Origin of the sequence: Burkholderia sp. E168m15 (assembly GCF_016586105.1) — a bacterium.
Classification (GTDB): Bacteria; Pseudomonadota; Gammaproteobacteria; order Burkholderiales; family Burkholderiaceae; genus Burkholderia; species Burkholderia orbicola.
In genome coordinates, this window is sequence record NZ_BCPO01000115.1 from 1 (window position 1) to 16865 (window position 16865).

11 protein-coding genes and 2 pseudogenes are annotated in these 16865 nt (G+C 67.6%); 5 read left to right on the forward strand and 8 right to left on the reverse strand.

Translation table 11 applies throughout. The features are described from left to right. The 7 genes and pseudogenes from JMF86_RS18270 to JMF86_RS18300 form a co-directional block, all read right to left on the reverse strand. Window positions 1-4382 (reverse strand): annotated as a pseudogene (locus JMF86_RS18270) (LWXIA domain-containing protein); the annotation flags it as partial. Between the two features lie 252 nt (window positions 4383-4634). Continuing rightward, window positions 4635-5420, reverse strand: a complete 786-nt coding sequence (locus JMF86_RS18275) for a lytic transglycosylase domain-containing protein (protein ID WP_041489367.1) — start codon at window positions 5418-5420, stop codon at window positions 4635-4637. Beyond that, window positions 5420-6094, reverse strand: a complete 675-nt coding sequence (sctR, locus tag JMF86_RS18280; RefSeq protein WP_006480865.1) for a type III secretion system export apparatus subunit SctR — start codon at window positions 6092-6094, stop codon at window positions 5420-5422. The genes JMF86_RS18275 and sctR overlap by 1 nt, the downstream gene beginning before the upstream one ends. Window positions 6095-6097: 3 nt before the next feature. After that, window positions 6098-7252 (reverse strand): type III secretion system cytoplasmic ring protein SctQ, encoded by a 1155-nt coding sequence (gene sctQ, locus JMF86_RS18285; RefSeq protein WP_011547307.1) that lies wholly within the window; start codon window positions 7250-7252, stop codon window positions 6098-6100. Window positions 7253-7634: 382 nt separating this feature from the next. Then, complete coding sequence (locus JMF86_RS18290; protein WP_011547308.1) at window positions 7635-8033, reverse strand: winged helix-turn-helix domain-containing protein; 399 nt, start codon at window positions 8031-8033, stop codon at window positions 7635-7637. Between the two features lie 449 nt (window positions 8034-8482). After that, complete coding sequence (locus JMF86_RS18295; protein ID WP_011547309.1) at window positions 8483-10693, reverse strand: xanthine dehydrogenase family protein molybdopterin-binding subunit; 2211 nt, start codon at window positions 10691-10693, stop codon at window positions 8483-8485. A 2-nt stretch (window positions 10694-10695) separates the two neighbouring features. Then, window positions 10696-11157, reverse strand: a complete 462-nt coding sequence (locus JMF86_RS18300) for a (2Fe-2S)-binding protein (protein ID WP_006480868.1) — start codon at window positions 11155-11157, stop codon at window positions 10696-10698. 181 nt (window positions 11158-11338) lie between these two features. Between JMF86_RS18300 and JMF86_RS18305 the strand changes: the two genes are divergently transcribed. Next, window positions 11339-12262: an AraC family transcriptional regulator gene (locus JMF86_RS18305; protein ID WP_006480869.1), complete on the forward strand. Its 924-nt coding sequence runs from the start codon at window positions 11339-11341 to the stop codon at window positions 12260-12262. A 224-nt stretch (window positions 12263-12486) separates the two neighbouring features. Here JMF86_RS18305 and JMF86_RS35085 read toward each other — a convergent pair whose 3' ends face one another. Then, window positions 12487-12711, reverse strand: a complete 225-nt coding sequence (locus tag JMF86_RS35085) for a hypothetical protein (protein ID WP_226134186.1) — start codon at window positions 12709-12711, stop codon at window positions 12487-12489. A 1844-nt stretch (window positions 12712-14555) separates the two neighbouring features. Here JMF86_RS35085 and JMF86_RS18315 point away from each other — a divergent pair. The 4 genes and pseudogenes from JMF86_RS18315 to JMF86_RS18330 all read left to right on the forward strand — a co-directional run. Next, window positions 14556-14879, forward strand: a complete 324-nt coding sequence (locus tag JMF86_RS18315; RefSeq protein ID WP_011547313.1) for a hypothetical protein — start codon at window positions 14556-14558, stop codon at window positions 14877-14879. A gap of 111 nt (window positions 14880-14990) precedes the next feature. Continuing rightward, the gene (locus JMF86_RS18320; RefSeq protein ID WP_011547314.1) at window positions 14991-15581 is read left to right on the forward strand and encodes a hypothetical protein; all 591 of its coding nucleotides are present in this window, start codon (window positions 14991-14993) and stop codon (window positions 15579-15581) included. 79 nt (window positions 15582-15660) lie between these two features. After that, window positions 15661-15942 (forward strand): hypothetical protein, encoded by a 282-nt coding sequence (locus JMF86_RS18325; protein WP_011547315.1) that lies wholly within the window; start codon window positions 15661-15663, stop codon window positions 15940-15942. Between the two features lie 44 nt (window positions 15943-15986). Next, window positions 15987-16865 (forward strand): annotated as a pseudogene (locus JMF86_RS18330) (chemotaxis protein CheA); the annotation flags it as partial.

A 16865-nucleotide genomic window follows, 5' to 3' on the forward strand; every position in this document is an offset into this window, starting at 1 on the left:
GGATCGAAGCGCAGCACGCGCGCGCCCGCGCGCAGCTGGCCGTCCGCACCGAATGCGTCGGGCGCGGCCGCGTAGACGGGCTTCTGCCAGCGGTTCGCGAGCTCGGGTGCGAGCGCGGCGTCGTGTTCGCCGGCGACGACGATCACCGGTTCCTCGAAATCCTGCGGGCGCGGCGACGGCGGCCGCGCACCCGGCGCGTCGGGTGTCGCGCCGCTGCGCACCACGTAGACCGTGCGATCGCCGACGTCCATCGGCTCGGCGCTCGGCCCGCGCGGCACGGCGATGCCGGCCGGATCGGACGTCGCCGCGCGCGCGACGGGCGCGTCGTCCGTCAGATCGACGACCTTCGCGTTGACGCGCGGCGGCGCGCCGTCCGGCTTCGCCCGCGTGCCCGGGCCGGCCGGCTCGTCGGCCGCGACGGGCCGCCAGCGCATCGATTGCGTGTCGGCGCTGCGCCGGTTGGCGCTCGCGGTCGTGCTGCGTTCGGCATCGGTTTCGTCGCGCTGCTGCTGCACGCGGGCGTGTTCCTCGCTGTTGCGGCGCGTGCTGCGCGCGTCGGCGGACACGCTCGCGGCTTCGCCTTCGGCCGCCGTCTGCGCGAGGCGGCGCGGCGCCTGCGCGCCGGCGACCGTCTGCCGGTAGGCGTCGCTGGCCTGGTCGAGCACGTGTTGCAGCACGTCGAGCGGCGTCTTCGCGACGATCTTCGGCGTCACGCTCATCTCGCCGTCGGGGCCGAACGACATGCGCTCGCCGGTGCCGGTCACGTCGTCCACACGCGTGCCATTGGTCCAGGCCTTCGGCGACACCGATACGACGGACAGCGTGCCGTCCTCGCCGAGCACCACCGATTTGCCCGGCGGCAGGCGCTTCGCGGACGCGCGGTCGAGCACGCGAATCGGCGTGTTGTCGTAGGTCAGCACCTTGTCGCCCACCCGCAGCGTGCCGTCCGGCGATACCTTGACGGCTTCGCCGTCGAGCGTCACGCGTGTGCGACCGGCCGCGAGCGACGACGCGTCGCCGCTGTTGAGGATCCGGCCGATCGTCTGGCTGTCGACGCTGACGGTCTTGCCGTCGGCCCCGCGGATCGGCACCGGCTGGCCGATGCGCGTGCGCACCGACGTCACCGCGCGCTCCTTGAGGCCGCCGGCGGCCATCAACGCGACGTTGGTGATCCCGGACTTGAGCTGCTCGCCGGCCGCCTTCTTGTCGCCGGTAACGAAATACTCGTAGCCCGCTTCGCCGAACGCCTCGACCGCGCCGCCCACGCCCGTCACGACCGCGGTGGTCCGCGCGCCGGTGGCGAGCACCGACGCGACTTTCGGCGTGCGCGTGAGCGCCGTGACCGCGCGCGTGAACAGCTTGCTGCCGGCCAGCTTCGCGGCGCCCGCCGCGCCCATCGGCACGAGGTTGATGAAGTCGGCCCGCGCACCCGCGTCGGTAAACGGATTGAGACTGCGCCCGTGGTCGGCGCGGTTGGCCAGATCGAGGCCGGCGCTCGTCATCGTCGCGCCGATCGCCGTGTACATCATCCCCGCGCCGAGGATGTTCAGCGGGACGCCGACGATCGCGCCGATGCCGGTGCCGTCGAGCAGCGTGCCGAGGCCTTCGAGCGCCATTCCGCCGACCATCATGCCGATGTTCAGGCCCGTGCTTGTCAGCGTGTTCAGAAAACTGTCGAAGCCGCTTTCGTGATGCGCGGCCTTCGACACGAGTTGCAGCGTGCCGTCCGCGTTGTGGCCGGTCGCGATGTCGACCGTGCCGTCCGTCGACAGCTCGTTGTTGTCGATGTAATCGTTGATGTCGTCGTAGTTGCTTGCCGTCTCGTCGACGTACTGCGTGCCGTCCTTGCCGCTGACCTTGAACAGCGCGCTGGTGGTCATGCCGGCATCCTTGGCGGCGTAGACCATCGGCAACACGCTGACCTGCGTCGTCGCGCCGCCGCCAATCGACAGCAGCTTGTCGCGCACGCTGTTGATCGTCTTCAGCTTGTCCTTGTCGGTGTAGCGCGCGACGTCGTCCTTCGTCGGCGATACGGGGTCCGAATCGTCGCCCGACGCCGCGTCGTTCTGGACGTCGGGTTGCATGCCGAGCGCGACGCCGATCAGGTTGCGCTGCTCGTTGTCGGTCAGCTTGCCGAACGCGATCGTGCCGCCGTTGTTCGTGCTCGCGCTGGCCGCGTCGAGCAGCGAGTTCGACAACTCGCCGCGATGCGCTTCGTAGAAATCGTGCAGCGCCTTCTTGTAGTCGTTCTCGGCGTCCGAACCGGGCGCCGCATAGCGCAGCCGTTCGTCGAGGCCGGCGTCGAACCGGTCCATCAGCACCTGCTGGTGCGACGTCTCGCTCAGCAGCTGCAGGCGCTGCACCGCGTTGTCGGCCTGCGTGACGGCCGCCTTCGCCTTGTCGAGCTCGACCTGATACAGGTTCGGACGCGGCGCCGACGGCGCCGGGATCATGTCGTCGCCCGCGACGGTGCGAAAGCGCATGGGCGGCGGATTCGCGGCTGCCCAGTCGTCGTATTTTTTCTGCACCGACTCGAGCGTGCTCTTCGCCTGCGTCTGCTTGATGTGCGCCTGCGACAGCGCGAGCTGGGTCGCGCGCTCGTTCACCGAATCGGACATCCGGCTGTCGGCCGCGCGGATCGCGCCCGCAACGGTCTGCATGCGCTTCACGTCGAGCATCGTCGGGCCGGCCTGCGCGGCGGACGGACCCGACGACTGCGGCAGCAGGAACGGGCTGTCGAGCAGCGGCGACGCGGGCAGTGACGATGCGCCATTGGACCCGGGCAACGTCGGCGAGGCCTGCGGCGACGCGCTCGGCAGCGTCGGCGTGCCGGTGGGGGCGGCCGACGTCGCGGTCGACAACGACGATGCGGGCAGGCCCGGCAGGCCGTTCGCGGTCGACAGCGACGGCGTCAGCAGCGGCGGTTGAAGCGTGGGCTTCGTGAATACTGATTGTGCGTTCACCCGCGCCTTGATCTGCGACGCCTGATCGTCGTACTGCTGCGCGAGCGTCGCACCATACGCGACGACGAAGCCGTCGTGCGCGATGCTCGCCTGCTGCTTCGCCTGATCGAGCTTCGCATACGCATCGCCGAGGTCCAGATCGACCTGCGGGTCCTTGATCATCGCGTGCGGATTGGCCTTGTGCCACGCGCTGGATGCGTCCAGCTTCTTCGTATAGTCGGCCTGCAGCGTGTCGACCTGCCGCTGCGCGGACAGCATCTGCAGATAGCCGCCGCTCGTGTTCGCGGCCGTCTGCGCGCGGGCGAGCGCGGTCTTCGCGTCCGACACGGCGTTCGGGACGATCACCGTCGGTCCTTCCTTGCCGCTGGCCGAATCGTAGCGCTGCTGTGCGTTCGTGAGCGACAGGCTGTCGTTGGCCGCGCCGTACGCGGCGTTCGCATAGTTCGCATCCTTCGCGGCGGACGTGACGGCCTGCTGTGCGGCATCCTGCGAAGCGGGCGCATCGGGCATCGTGACCTGCAGCTCCAGCGGCTGCAGCGCGTCGTTCAGCCGCCCGACGCCTGCATCGAGCGCGGCCTTGTAGTCCGGATCGGCGAGGTACGACTGGAACTGCGTATACGCGAGGTTGGAATTCGCGACGTCCGCGAAGTATTTGGACGCACCCACGGCCGCCTTCGCGCTCGCGGTCTGCCAGTCGTCGTAGAGCCGGATCTGCAGCGGGTTCTTGCAGTCGCCCGGCTGCGGCACCCAGTTCGGATCGTTCGCATGATCGGGGAAGGCGTCCAGCAGCGTCTTGAACTGCTGGTCGGCCGCGTGCTGCGCGTCACCGGGGTCGGTCACCTTGCCGGAATCGTCGATCTTCATTCCGGCCGGCATGTCGGCATTCGCCTGTTCGCCGTACAGGATCATGTAGCCGGCGTCGGTCGTCACGTTCAGCTCGCGTTGCGCGGTGTCGGCCGTCGTGCGCGCCTTCGCGTAGTCGGCCTGCGCGGTCTTGCGGTCGTCGGCCGTCGACTCGGGATCGCGGTTGACCAGATGCAGCACGTTCTGCGCGCCTTGCAGCGTCTGCGACGCGTTGTCGTACTTCGTCTGCGCGTCCTGGATCGCTTTCTGTACCGCGCGCGTCTTGTCGTTCTCGACGGTGATGTCGGGCGGCGGCGCCGTATATTGCGCGGCCATGCTCTGGATCAGCGACGTCGCGGACTGGATCTCGGCGTTGGTCGGCTTCGACGGATCGGTGGCCAGCGAGGCGGTGACGGGAATCGGCGGGGCGGCGGTCGGGTTCGCCGGCCCGGCGGCCGGGTCGTCCTTCTTCGGCGGCGGGGGAGGCGGGGGCGGCGGTGCAACGACCAGATTCAGCGTTTCCGACAGGAAGCGCTGCCAGTTGACACCCAGTCCCAGTCCGTCGATCAACAGCATGCTCGTCTCCGTTGAGCCGCGCGATGCGCGGCACGTGCGGCGTCCTGCACGCCGCGACGTGATCGTTCGAGTGTACGGACGCACCCGGCAGCGGGAACGCCGCTGTTTCGTAGCGGCAGGAAGCGGTCGGCGGCCAGGCGTCGCGCGGGCTACGAGATGCGCGCGGCGAGCGGCAGCCACGCCGCGCGTCGTCGTTCGGACCCCTGAAAGCGGCGCGGGCGCGTACGCACGGCGCCGCGCGCGATCATGCGGTCACTGATCGAGACACCGCACGCAGAGCCGCTTCGCCTGGTTCGCCGGCAGCCCGCGGCACATCATCACGACCGGGCGCGCATGGCACGACGGTGCGTCGGCGGAAGCGGCCGGCAACGGCAGCCTGCGCGCGCGATCGGGCGGCGTGGTTGCGACCGCGTCCATGCGTCGCTGCCGCGCCGGCGTCGTGTCGCTCACGACGGGAATCGGTTCGACGCCGCCTTCGCGCGCATTGCGCTGCGCGCTCGCGACGACGCGGCTCACGTAGCCGCTCGAAAAACCGGTCGTGAAATTGCCGCTGTAGTAGCACGACAGCGCCGCGCGCAACGCGGCCTGCGTGGCGCGGCCGGTGCCCGACGAGCGCGCGAAGCATTCGGTCAGGATCGCGCCGCCGGCCTGCAGGTTGCGGCACGGCTCGAACATCGTCGCTTCGTCGAGCCCGTATTTCGCGAAATTGCGTTCGTTGACCTGCGCGAGGCCGACGCTGTAGCTGAAGCCGCGCGACGACAGTTCGCGCGCGGTCGCGCGCGCCTCGTCGAGCGAGGCTGGCTGGCGAGTCAGGTGTCCGCCGACTACGCCGATCGCATACGGATTGAAGCCCGACTCGGTGCGCACGAGCGCGGCAAGCGTATCGGGGTCGACGTTCGGCGCGCACGCGCGAGCGAGTTGCGCGAAACCGGCGGCGCTGCCGGCCGCATGCGCGACGCCGTGCTGGCCGCACGCGAGCACGAGCGCGACGAGCGCGGCAACGCACGCGGCGGCGGTTCGCAGGGCGCGTGCGCGCATCATCCGGCTCCGGCGACCCGATACGACAGCACGAGCCCGTGCACGAGCAGCGACCAGCCGTCGAGCGCGACGAACAGCAGCAGCTTGAACGGCACCGAGATCGTCGTCGGCGAGATCATCTGCATCCCGAGCGCCAGCAGGATGTTCGCGACCAGCAGGTCGACGACGATGAACACGATGTAGATCACGAAGCCGATCTGGAACGCCTTCGTCAGCTCGGCGAGCGTGAAGCTCGGCACCAGCACGAGCAGGTCGTCGTCCTTGATGCCGTCCGCGCGGTTCTTCGGCCAGACCGACGTCGCGGTGCGCACGAAGAATTCGCGGTCGCGCTGGCGCGTATGCGACACGAGGAAATCCTTGATCGGCGGCAGCGCCGCGTCGGCGAGCGCGCCGATGTCCGAGGTCGACAACTGCCCCGACGCATCGAAGTGGCGCGCCTGCAGCGCGTCGCGGATCGACATCCCGACAGGCGCCATGATGAACAGCGACAGGATCAGCGCGATGCCGTTCAGCACGAGGTTCGGCGGTACCTGCTGGATGCCGAGCGCGGAGCGCAGCAGGCCGAGCACGACCACGAGTTTCGTGTAGCTCGTCACCATCAGCGCCGCGAACGGCGCGATGCCGAGCGCGGCGATCACCGCGATCAGCGCGACCGGATTCGGCAGGTTGCCCATCGTTCAGCGCTCGCGCGGCGCGGGTTGCGTCAGCGTGACGACGCGCACGCCGAGTTTCTGGCCGACCGCGATCAGGTGGCCGGTGCCGATCAGCATCCCGTTCGCGACGAGATGGATCACGCTCTGGTTGATTCCCTGTTGCAGCTCGATCACGGCGCCCGGCTGCAGCGCGCTCAGCTCGCCCAACGGCATCGACGTGGGCGGCAGCTCGAAGCGCAGGTCGACCGCGAGGCCGTCGAGCGAGCGCGGTACGTCGGCGGGCGGCGCGTCGTGCGTCGTCGGCGGCGCGGAGTCGGTGCGGGTCGGTTCCAATGGCATCTCCCTGATTCGTTCGACGGTCAGCCGGTTGCCCGACGGCCGCCCGGTGATCTCCCATGCCGGCGCGGCCGGCAGCCGCGCGACGCACAGCAGGTTCTGCTCGTGCGCCTGCCAGCGCTCGATCGCGATGATGTCGCCGCCGACCACGTCGGCCAGCTCGGCCGTCGTCAGCTCGGTGCGGCCGATCTCGAACACGAGCGGCACCGGCAGGTTCGCATAGGCCGCGCGCGCGTCGGCGAGCGCGGCCGGCGCGGCCGCGAAGAACACGGCCAGCGCATCCGGCGCGTCGAACAGCAGTGCGCCGTGGCAGCGCCACGTGGCGTCGGCGCGCCGCAACTCGAACCGCAGCGCGGCAGGCGACGCATGCCAGGCCGGCACGCCGTCGGGCGGCGGCAGCAGTTCGACGCGCTGCCGCGTCGCGGCCTGCAGCACGGCCGTGAGCGGCGCGCACAGATCGGCGAGCAGCGCCGCGCGGATCACGGCGGGCACCGCCGGGTCGGCCGCATCGGCCAGCCATTCGGCTTCCGCGAGCGGGTCGATCCACAGCGTGCCGGCGGCCGGGCCGACGACGAAGCGGTATGCGTGCGCATCGGTGGCCGGCTCGGCGTCGACGCGCCAGCGCACCTCGTACGCATGCTCGCCGAGCGTGACCGGGACGGCGCCGGTTGCGCCGTACGCATGCGACAGCCCGCGCGCGGCGGCGGCGGACAGGCGCGGCAGGTAGGGCGACGCGTCGAGCGCGACCGCGGCCGGCGCGGCGGCGGGCGGCGGGGAAGCAGCGGGCAGGGCCCGGTTCGCGGCGTCGCCGGCGTCGGCATTCGTCAGGAACAGCGCAGGCACGGCGGGATCGGGGCGGATTCGGCGTTGGTTCGACGGGTTGTTCTGGGGCCGGCGGCGCCGAGAGGCGCGCGGCTGCTGCGTCGATTGTAGGGACGGCGCTGGCCGCGTGCCGCGCCGGAATCCGTAGTCGCGGCCATCGCGCGGAGGCGGCGGGAGCGGGGTGCTACGAAGCGTGACGAAGTGCGGCGGAGCGGGCGGTGCGACGGCCGGCGGTCAAAAGCAACCGCCGCCCGGAGGCGGCGGTTGGGGCGTGACTGGCTAACAGGCCGGGCGGCGTGCAGGCCGCATCCGGCTGGCAGGCCGCGAGGGGCTGCGAATCCGCGCAGCACGGTGGGACAAGCGTGGCCCGCGCGCCGCGAACGGGCGGCGCGCGGGCGAAGCGTTACGCGTAGTCGGCGGCCATCGCGGCTTGGGGCGCCGCGCGCAGCACCGGCGCCGCGTCGTGGCGCTCGACGTGCGTCATCGCCGCACCGAACAGCACCAGCCGATAGCCGACCGCGTAGATCGGGATGATCCGCAGGTTCTTGTCGTGTTCGAGTTGCAGCTTCGAACGGATTCGCGAGATATGGGTGTCGAGCGTGCGTGACGACACGCCGAGCTCACGGCCCCACACGGCTTCCTGGATTGCCTGCCGCGGCACGATCTTGTTCATGTTGTCGAGCAGGAATTCGACGACGTCGAATTCGCGCGGCGTAACGTCAACGACCTTGTTGTCGATTTCGATCGTGCGGCGCACGAAGTTGATTTTTATGTTGTCGATGTACAGGTATTTGCAATCCATGGTGGCCCTCGCATGTCCATAAAGGAGTGTTTGCGGGGTCCTGTGCTGCAACTTCCGGGCCAGGGGACGGTTGTCAGGGGGTAATAGCGTGCGGGAAGGCCGCGAACGGCGGAGCAGCCTTGAATTTAAAAAGAATTTTTAACGCGCAACGCCGGGGGCGTGATGAAAGGGCCATACCAATGGTGAAGGATTGTTACGTAGCATCGGGCGGGGACGTTACGGGCGTTACGTCTGACGTAACGTGGGGGAGGTACGGATTTCGGGGGCGGGCCGGATGAGGCTTCGGCTGGGATAACGAACCCTACATCGAACCCTACCGGGCTTGCCGGGTTTTCTTTTTGAATCAAATGGTTGGCGAAGATTTTTGCCGACATCGAACCCTACATGGGCAGCCGAAAAAAACGCCGGCCACAGGGCACCCCTCGCCCCGCAGCCGGCGTCCCATCACATCAAGCCTTCGCGCTATCCGCCGAATCGAACGGCAGCACGTAATGCCGCTTGCCCGTCGCCGCGAAGATCGCGTTCGCCACGGCCGGCCCGACCGGCGCGACGCCCGGCTCGCCGACCCCGGTCGGCGCCTCGGCCGACGGCACGATATGCACCTCGACCTTCGGCATCTCGGCCATCCGCAGCACGTGGTAGCCGTCGAAGTTGCGCTGCTCTACCTGGCCGTCCTTCAGCGTGATCGCGCTGTGCATCGCCGCGCCGAGCCCGAAGCCGATGCCGCCTTCCATCTGCGCGGCGACGATGTCGGGATTGATCGCGATCCCGCAGTCGACCGCGCACACCACGCGCTCGACCTTCACCTTGCCGTCCGCGTCGACCGAGACCTCGGCCACCTGCGCGACGTAGCTCTTGAACGCCTCGGCCACCGCGATCCCGCGCCCGCGGCCCTTCGGCAGCGGCTTGGCCGGGTCCCAGCCGGCCTTCTGCGCGGCCAGCTCCAGCACCGCGCGCATGCGCGGCTCCTTCGCGAGCAGGTCGCGGCGGAACGCATACGGGTCCTTGCCGGCCGCGTGCGCGGCTTCGTCGATGAACGCCTCGACCGCGTAGGCCGTGTGCGAGCTGCCGACCACGCGCCACCACAGCACCGGCAGGCCGACCTGGGTGGTGGTGAGCTCGACCGACACGTTCGGCACCGCGTACGGCAGGTTCGCCGCGCCCTCGACCGACGTCGCGTCGACGCCGTTCTTGACCATGAACGCCTCGAACGGCGTGCCGGCGAGGATCGACTGGCCGACGATCCGGTGGCGCCAGCCCACCAGTTTGCCGTCCGCGGTCAGGCCCGCGTCGAGCTTGTGGAAGTACATCGGCCGGTAGAAGCCGCCCTGGATGTCGTCCTCGCGGGTCCATTGCAGCTTGACGGGCTTGCCGTCCGCGCCGAGCGCCTTCGCGATCGACACGGCCTCGACCACGTAATCCGACCACGCATTCGCGCGGCGGCCGAAGCTGCCGCCCGCATACAGCGTATGGATCTTCACCTGTTCCGGCTTCAGCCCGGCCGTTTTGGCCGCGTTGCCCTGGTCGACCGTCTGGAACTGGTCGCCGGCCCAGATCTCGCAGCTGTTCGCCGTCAGCTTGACGACCGCGTCGAGCGGCTCCATCGGCGCATGCGCGAGATACGGGAATTCGTACGTCGCGCTGACCTTGCGCGCCGCGCCGGCGATCGCCGCATCGGCATCGCCGTCCTTGCGCGCGGACGTACCCGGTTTCTCGGCGAGTTGCCGGTATTCGCGCATCAGTTCGTCCGAGCCGCGCTTTTCCGCCTTCGTTTCGTCCCAGTCGATCTTCAGCGCGTCGCGGCCCTGTTTCGCGGCCCAGAAGCCCGTCGCGACGACCGCGACGCCACCCGGCACCTGCACGACCGAGACGACGCCCGGCACGGCCTTAGCGGCCGTCGCGTCGAACGATTTCACCGTCGCGCCGAAGCGCGGCGGCCGTTGCAGCAGTGCGACACGCATGCCGGGGAAGGTGGTGTCGAGCGTGAAATGCGCGGTGCCGTTCGATTTCGACGACCCGTCGACGCGCGGAATCCGGTGCCCGATCAGCTTGAAATCGGCCGGCTGCTTCAGCGTGACCTTGTCGGGTACGGGCAGCTTCGACGCATCGGCGACGAGCGTGCCGTACGCGGCCGTCTTGCCGCTCTTCGCGTGCGAGACGACGCCGTTGGCGGTGGTCAGCTCGCCGGCCGGCACCTTCCAGCGGGCCGCCGCGGCCGACACGAGCATCGCGCGCGCCTTGCCGCCCGCTTCGCGCAGTTGCTGCCACGAGTTCGACATGGCCGAGCTGCCGCCCGTGCCCTGCATCGTGCCGAACGCGAGGTTCGCATAGCGCTTCGCATCGGCCGGCGCACTTTCGACGCGCACGCTCGACCAGTCGGCGTCGAGCTCCTCGGCGACGATCGTCGCGATGCCCGTATACGCGCCCTGGCCCATTTCGACGTGCTTCGCGATCACCGTGACGGCGCCGTCGGGCGTGATGCGCAGGAATGCGTTCGGCGCGAAATCGCCGGCCGGGGCGGTCGCGGCGAGCGCGCGGCGGCCGAGGCCGGCCCAGTCGAAGCCGATGGTCAGGCTGACGGCGGCCGCGGCTCCCGCGGTTTTCAGGAAGGTGCGGCGCGACGGGCGCACCGCATCGGTGTGGTCGAGTTCGATCGTCATGGTCAGGCTCCCAGCGTCGCGGCCGCGTCGTGGATCGCGGCCCGGATGCGGGCGTAGGTCGCACAGCGGCAGAGGTTGCCGTTCATCGCGGCGTCGATGTCCGCGTCGGTCGGCTTCGGGTTCTGTTCGAGCAACGCGGTGGCCGACATGATCTGGCCGGACTGGCAATAGCCGCATTGCGGCACCTGCAGCTTGACCCACGCGGCCTGCACGGCCTGGGCGGGCTTGCTCTGCAGGCCTTCGATCGTCGTGACGTGCTTGCCCGCGATGCCGGCGAGCGGCAGCACGCACGAGCGGACGGCCTGGCCTTCGAGATGCACCGTGCACGCGCCGCACTGCGCCATGCCGCAGCCGAATTTCGTGCCGGTCAGTCCCGCGTGTTCGCGAATCGCCCAGAGGACGGGCATCGACGGATCGGCGTCGAGCGTGACGTTCTTGCCGTTCAGGACAAACGAGGTAGGCATGTTGTGTGTCTCCGTGGGGAAAACCCGCCATACGGGCAGGTTAGCCGGGAGTGTGCGCGAGGCATCGGTTTTTGCGTCTACCCAATCCTGCAAATTTATTGAACAATCCTGCAAATTCCCTGCACGCCGCGAGCCGTTTCGCTATGCTCGCGCGACACGGGAAATCATTCGAGGATGCGTCATGGACATGACCGATATCGTCGCGTCGCGCGAAGCCGGGCGGCGCGAACTGGCGTCGCTGATCGGCCGTTTCGCGCCCGCGGACGGCTCGCATTCGACGGCCGTGCCGGGCCTGATGCTGCATCGGCACACGCGGCCGGTCGATCTCGGCTGCGCCGTGTCGCGCGCCGCGCTGGTGATCGCCGCGCAGGGCGCGAAGCGCGTGATCGTGGCCGGCCAGGCTTATGAATACGACACCCACAATTGCCTGATTACGTCGATCGACTTGCCGATCCTCTCACGCGTGACGCGTGCGTCGGCGGATGAACCGTACCTGTGCCTGTCGCTGACGCTCGATCCGCAGCGCATCGTCGAGCTGGCGGCCGAGATGCGGCTGCCCGAGCCCGATGCGGGCCCGGAAGGCGAGGGGATCGCGCTCGCGGAGCTGACGCCGCCGCTGCTCGATGCGGCGCTGCGGCTGCTGCGGCTGCTCGATACGCCGGCCGACATCGCGGTCGTCGCGCCGCTGATCGAGAAGGAAGTGCTGTACCGGCTGATGACGAGCGGCCAGGGCACGCGGCTGCGCCACATGGCGATCGCCGGCAGCCAGACGCACCGGATCGCGCGTGCGATCGAATGGATCCGCGATCACTTCGCGGAGCCGATGCGCGTCGAGTCGCTCGCGCAGGCGGTCAACATGAGCGTGTCGTCGCTGCACCATCATTTCAAGCACGTGACGACGCTGAGCCCGCTGCAGTACCAGAAGCAATTGCGGCTGCACGAGGCGCGTCGGCTGTTGCTGCGGCAGGGCGGCGACGTCGGATCGGTGGCGGCCGTCGTCGGCTACGAAAGCGCGTCGCAGTTCAGCCGCGAATACAGCCGGCTGTTCGGCGCGCCGCCGATGCGCGACGTCGTGCATCTGCGCAAGAAGGAACTGCTCGGCTGACGGCCGGTCGCTCGCCGATCGTCATTGCGCGACGACCGATCGCGTGGCGCAGGCAGTCGAACATCGACAGGCGCGGTTCGTCGAAGTGACCGCGCTCGTGGAAATCTGCATTCCTAACGAATGAGCCTTTCATGACGACGCGTACGCACACGTAGCTGCCGAGAAAGCCTGCTCCATCCGTGACCGGTGCGCGCAGACCGGCACGCGTGTCGATCGCGCCCCTGTCATTCATGGCTTTCCTCTTCGTCGAGCATCTCCAGGAACCACACGTCGATTTGCTCGACGGCGTCGCGCACGCGCTCCATCCCGCCGCACGGGTATCGCTTCGGCAGGCGCCGGTCCGCCTCTGCCGATGTCGACGAAGCGCCGCGACAGGCGCTCCGGTTTCGCTGACAACCCCGTTGATGCTTGAACGACGCAAGCGTCGATCGATCGGTGGTGATCTTCATCGCCTTTTCCCCGATACGCTGATTGACGAGCGGCCACCGCTTGTATTGCGTGTGCCGTGGCGTGCCGCTCGGTGAGAGCCGGACCTCAGGCAATCGGCATGCCATGAACGACGAAGTCCCGCTGCATGCGGGCGTGGCCACGCAATGACCGTTCGGCACGCATGTTTGTGTTTCAGGCGTGAATCGTGGGGCCAGGGACGCGCCCGTGGCGATCGCGGGATCGATACGGTTCGATACGACGAAACGAGCGATAAATCAGGCTTTTACGGGATTGGAGGCTTAAAAGCCGTTTTCAATCGGCATGTTTCAGCGATGAGAATCAAGCGGATAAGTGATCGAAAGCGTCTCTTCAATGAGTGGATCTTATGGACCCTGGGGTGAAAGGCGAAACGAATGGAAATGAAAAAATGATGCTCGTGTTTCTGTCGGGTCATGCGTTTACATTTGTTTTAATTGTTACGCCCGAAATGTGCCGGACGGCAAGATTTTTCACCGCATGATCGTGTCGGTATTTTCACGAATGAATCAAATTCGTCTCGTATTTCGGAGTGAACCCGGGTTACAGCCTTATCGGTGGCCGTGCCGCACGGAGCGTCGTGCGCCGGGAGCTCCGTTCGCCAGGGGTAACGGACGGTTGTCGGCAAGCCGCAACCTGCGGTTTGTCAGCGGAAACGTACGAGCCACCGGCCATGCGCCGAGGCGCGCTTCTCAAGTTTGAAACACCCGTTCGCTGGGGCGTCCGGCGCGCTTCGGCGCGCCGGATTCGTCCGTCAACTCACGGGATTGCGTCGCATTGTTCAATGATAACCGCCGTGTGCCCATCGTTGTCGCGATACATTCCTGAAACAAAAAATGCCGTTCCGGGCGTAATGGTCAGGCCTGGCGGCCGCATGCCGCGCGCAACGCCCGGTGGCATATCGCATGGCATGCGGTTTGCGAGATTGAACGCACCGGCGAGCGGTCGACACGATGCAACAACGATGTGGGGGCGACCAGTTCGTCACGAGCCAGTCGGGGAAGCGGCGATGAACACTATAAGCAGTGGCTTGATCCGCGCGTTTCTTGCGCATCACAGGGGTAGTCGGAATGATCGGGGTCGTGCTCGCGACGCAGTGCCAGCGTCGAGGGTCGCGCCTTGCCGATTTCCCGCCCTCCGCGCGCGCCGCGTGCTGGAGCGGTTGCCGTTCCGTGCGGCAACCGGGCGACAGCGGTGCTCGACCTCATTCAGCATTCCCGGATGGGGCAGGCTGTTCGTGCCGGACAGCATGACGCCGATTCCTCTTCAACCGTGCAGAGCCGTTTCGATCGCGCCGGGCCAGTGCCGGCGCCGGCCGGATTAGATCGAACGCGCGTCGGCCGGATTATCCGGAAGGCCTTTCTTCGATAGCTCAGGGAGCAGACATGTCGTCTGGCTGCAATGCAGGCCCGTCGTCGCCCGGCTAAAGGGCGCGTATCGAGCGGTCGCTGCATTTAGCGGTAGTCGATGCATTCGCGAATTTTCAATTCCGAAATCGGGTGCCAGTGCCGGCATCGGTTTTCGACGGGGTATTGAAATCGCGAGCCGGAAAGATGTGCGCGTCATTCCGGTGAATCTAATCGAGGTGTTTTTGATTGGAATTCAATGTTCATAAAAATAATAGAAAACACCTACTCTGAAATTTTGGACAACTTAAAAACATAAAACTAGACTTCGGCTGGACAAAAAATAAAAGAACCGATTTGCGATTAAACAATGATTTATTGATTTGATAGTGATCCTTATTTTTAAGGATTGCTCGAGGCAAGAAGGTTGATGGCGTGCGACCTTCCATGCTCATTCTCTCCACGCCGTTTTGGAGTCGACCATGAAGAAGCTTCTGATTGCAGCAGCAGTTCTGGCGGTTTCGGGTGCAGCGTTTGCCGGCAGCGGCACGGTGTCGAGCAGCAATTCGTCGAGCGGTGGCCAGACGATGGCCGGGGTCGCCGGGTTCGGCCACTTCACCGCGACCGATTCCGGCTCGGCACTCGGCGCAGCCGGCGCAACGGCCGGTGGCGGCAGCAGCGGTTCGATCTCGTACACGAACCACACGCAAACGTCGACGGTCGGCGGCTTCGGCTTCGGCGGCGCACAGGCGGGCGGCAGCAGCGGCGCGAACGCGGGCTCGACCGGCTGGACGTATCACCACTAAGCCGCGACGCGTAGCGTTCGTCATTGGCTGGCGGCACGGATGCCGGGTCTTGTCCCGCAAGGGCAGGCCCGGCTCCGCCACCGTCGAACTTCCTCACAGCAAGGAATTGCTATGAAAGCCAAAGTCATTTTAGCGACAGCGCTCACCGTCATTTCGTCCGCTGCGTTGGCGGCCGGATCGTCCACGACCAACCAGACGCAATCCGTCGCGGCGGGTGTTTCCGGTTCGGTGCTGGTCGGCTCCGGCAGCTATACCAGCAATTCGACTTCGACGGCCGGCGCGAATGCAGGCAGTGCCGTGACACCCGCCGGCTCCGCCGGCACGGCATCCGCGTATCACAACTCGACTTCGACGGCCAGCGGTTCGGGCACGAACGGGGGCGCGTTCGCGGCGGGCGGCGGTATCGGTGCCGCGGGCTCGTTTGCTGGAAACGGCAGCACGAACGAAAACGCGAATGCGCTTTCGGGAGGGGTGACCGCCACGATCGTACTCGGCGCGAACCACTACACGGCCACGGGCGCGAACGACCACGGCAATGCCAACGCGGGTGCCGTGGGATGGACGGGCAGTGGCGGGTCGGGCGCGATCACGGGCTCGAATCACTACAACTCGTCGACCGTCTGGAGTACCGGTCCGGCCGGTTCGCCGTCCGCATCGGGCGGAAGCCAGGGCGACTCGAGCGCGACCGGGAGCAGTCATTAGTCAGGTGTGGGGGGACCAGTTTCCAGTTTCCCAGCGACGCTGGTCTCTTTTCCGCATCGTTGTCACGTAAGGAGTTGGCATGAAGCAGAACCTGATTGCCGCCGCTCTGATGTTCGCGTCTCTGACGGCGTATGGCGCTGACCGTGCCGCCGATGGTGGGCAATCGACTATGCAGACGTCAAACAAACCTGACCAGACAACCAAACCGTCAGAACAACAAACGCTTTCGTCGGGCAGTGCCATCGGCGGACCGGACACCCAGCAGTGGCAGGGCATGTCGGCCGGCTCGTGGTCCCAGCTGGGCAGCGGCTGGAAGCAGTTCGGGGAAGCAGCGAAAACTGAAGGCATTCAGGGGAATTAGTACGGTTGCCTGGGTCGGAGGTCAAACCTCGTCCGGAGAGTGAAATGAACAGCAACAGGATCAAGGTGGCATGTGCGGCGATGTTCGCGATGACCACGATCGGTGCCCAGGCGCAAACCGCCGATTCGACGTCGAGCGCGCAATCGTCGACATCGTCGACGGCGATCAGTCAGGGCGGCGGCTCGAGCATGAACACGAACACCACGAGCTCGCGCGGCGGCAACGCCACGAGCAGCAGCGGGGTGCGCGGCAGCGGCAATTCGAGCGTGAACGTCAACGTGACGATGCCGTCCAGCACGGCCGGCGGCAACGTGACGCCGCAGAGCACGAACACGCTCGCGGCCGGCGCGCCAGGCTCCAGCCCGTACAACACCCAGGCGACGGAAAACGTCAATTACTCGGGGACGCAGACGATCAAGACGAACCCGTCGATCCAGGCGCCGGGCCTCACGACCACACTGTCCGATACCTGCATGGGCTCGGTGAGCGTCGGCGTGTCGTTCCCGGGGTTCGGCGCGACGGGCGGCACGACGCTGGTCGACCAGGCCTGCGTGCGGCGTCTCGATGCGCGTGAATTCCGTGCGATGGGCCTGACCGACGTGGCGCTCGCGCTGCTGTGCCAGAGCGACGCGAACCGGCGCGCGGTGGAAGCGACCGGGCACCTGTGCCCGGGTACGACCGCGCCGCTCGCGCGTTCGAACGTGGCGCCCAGCGTCGAAGCGACCGTCGCGGACGACGTGAAGTATCGCGATCCGATCGTGCGCGACCGGATGGGCCTGCCGCCGCTCGGCTCGGCCGCACCGGCGCCCGCAGCGACGCGCCCGATCGAGACGGCTTCGATGCGCGCCGCGCCCGTTTCGGTGCCGGTCCCGGTCCCGGTGCCGGCGCTCGCGCCTGTCGCCGCCGCGCCGGCCGTCGCGACG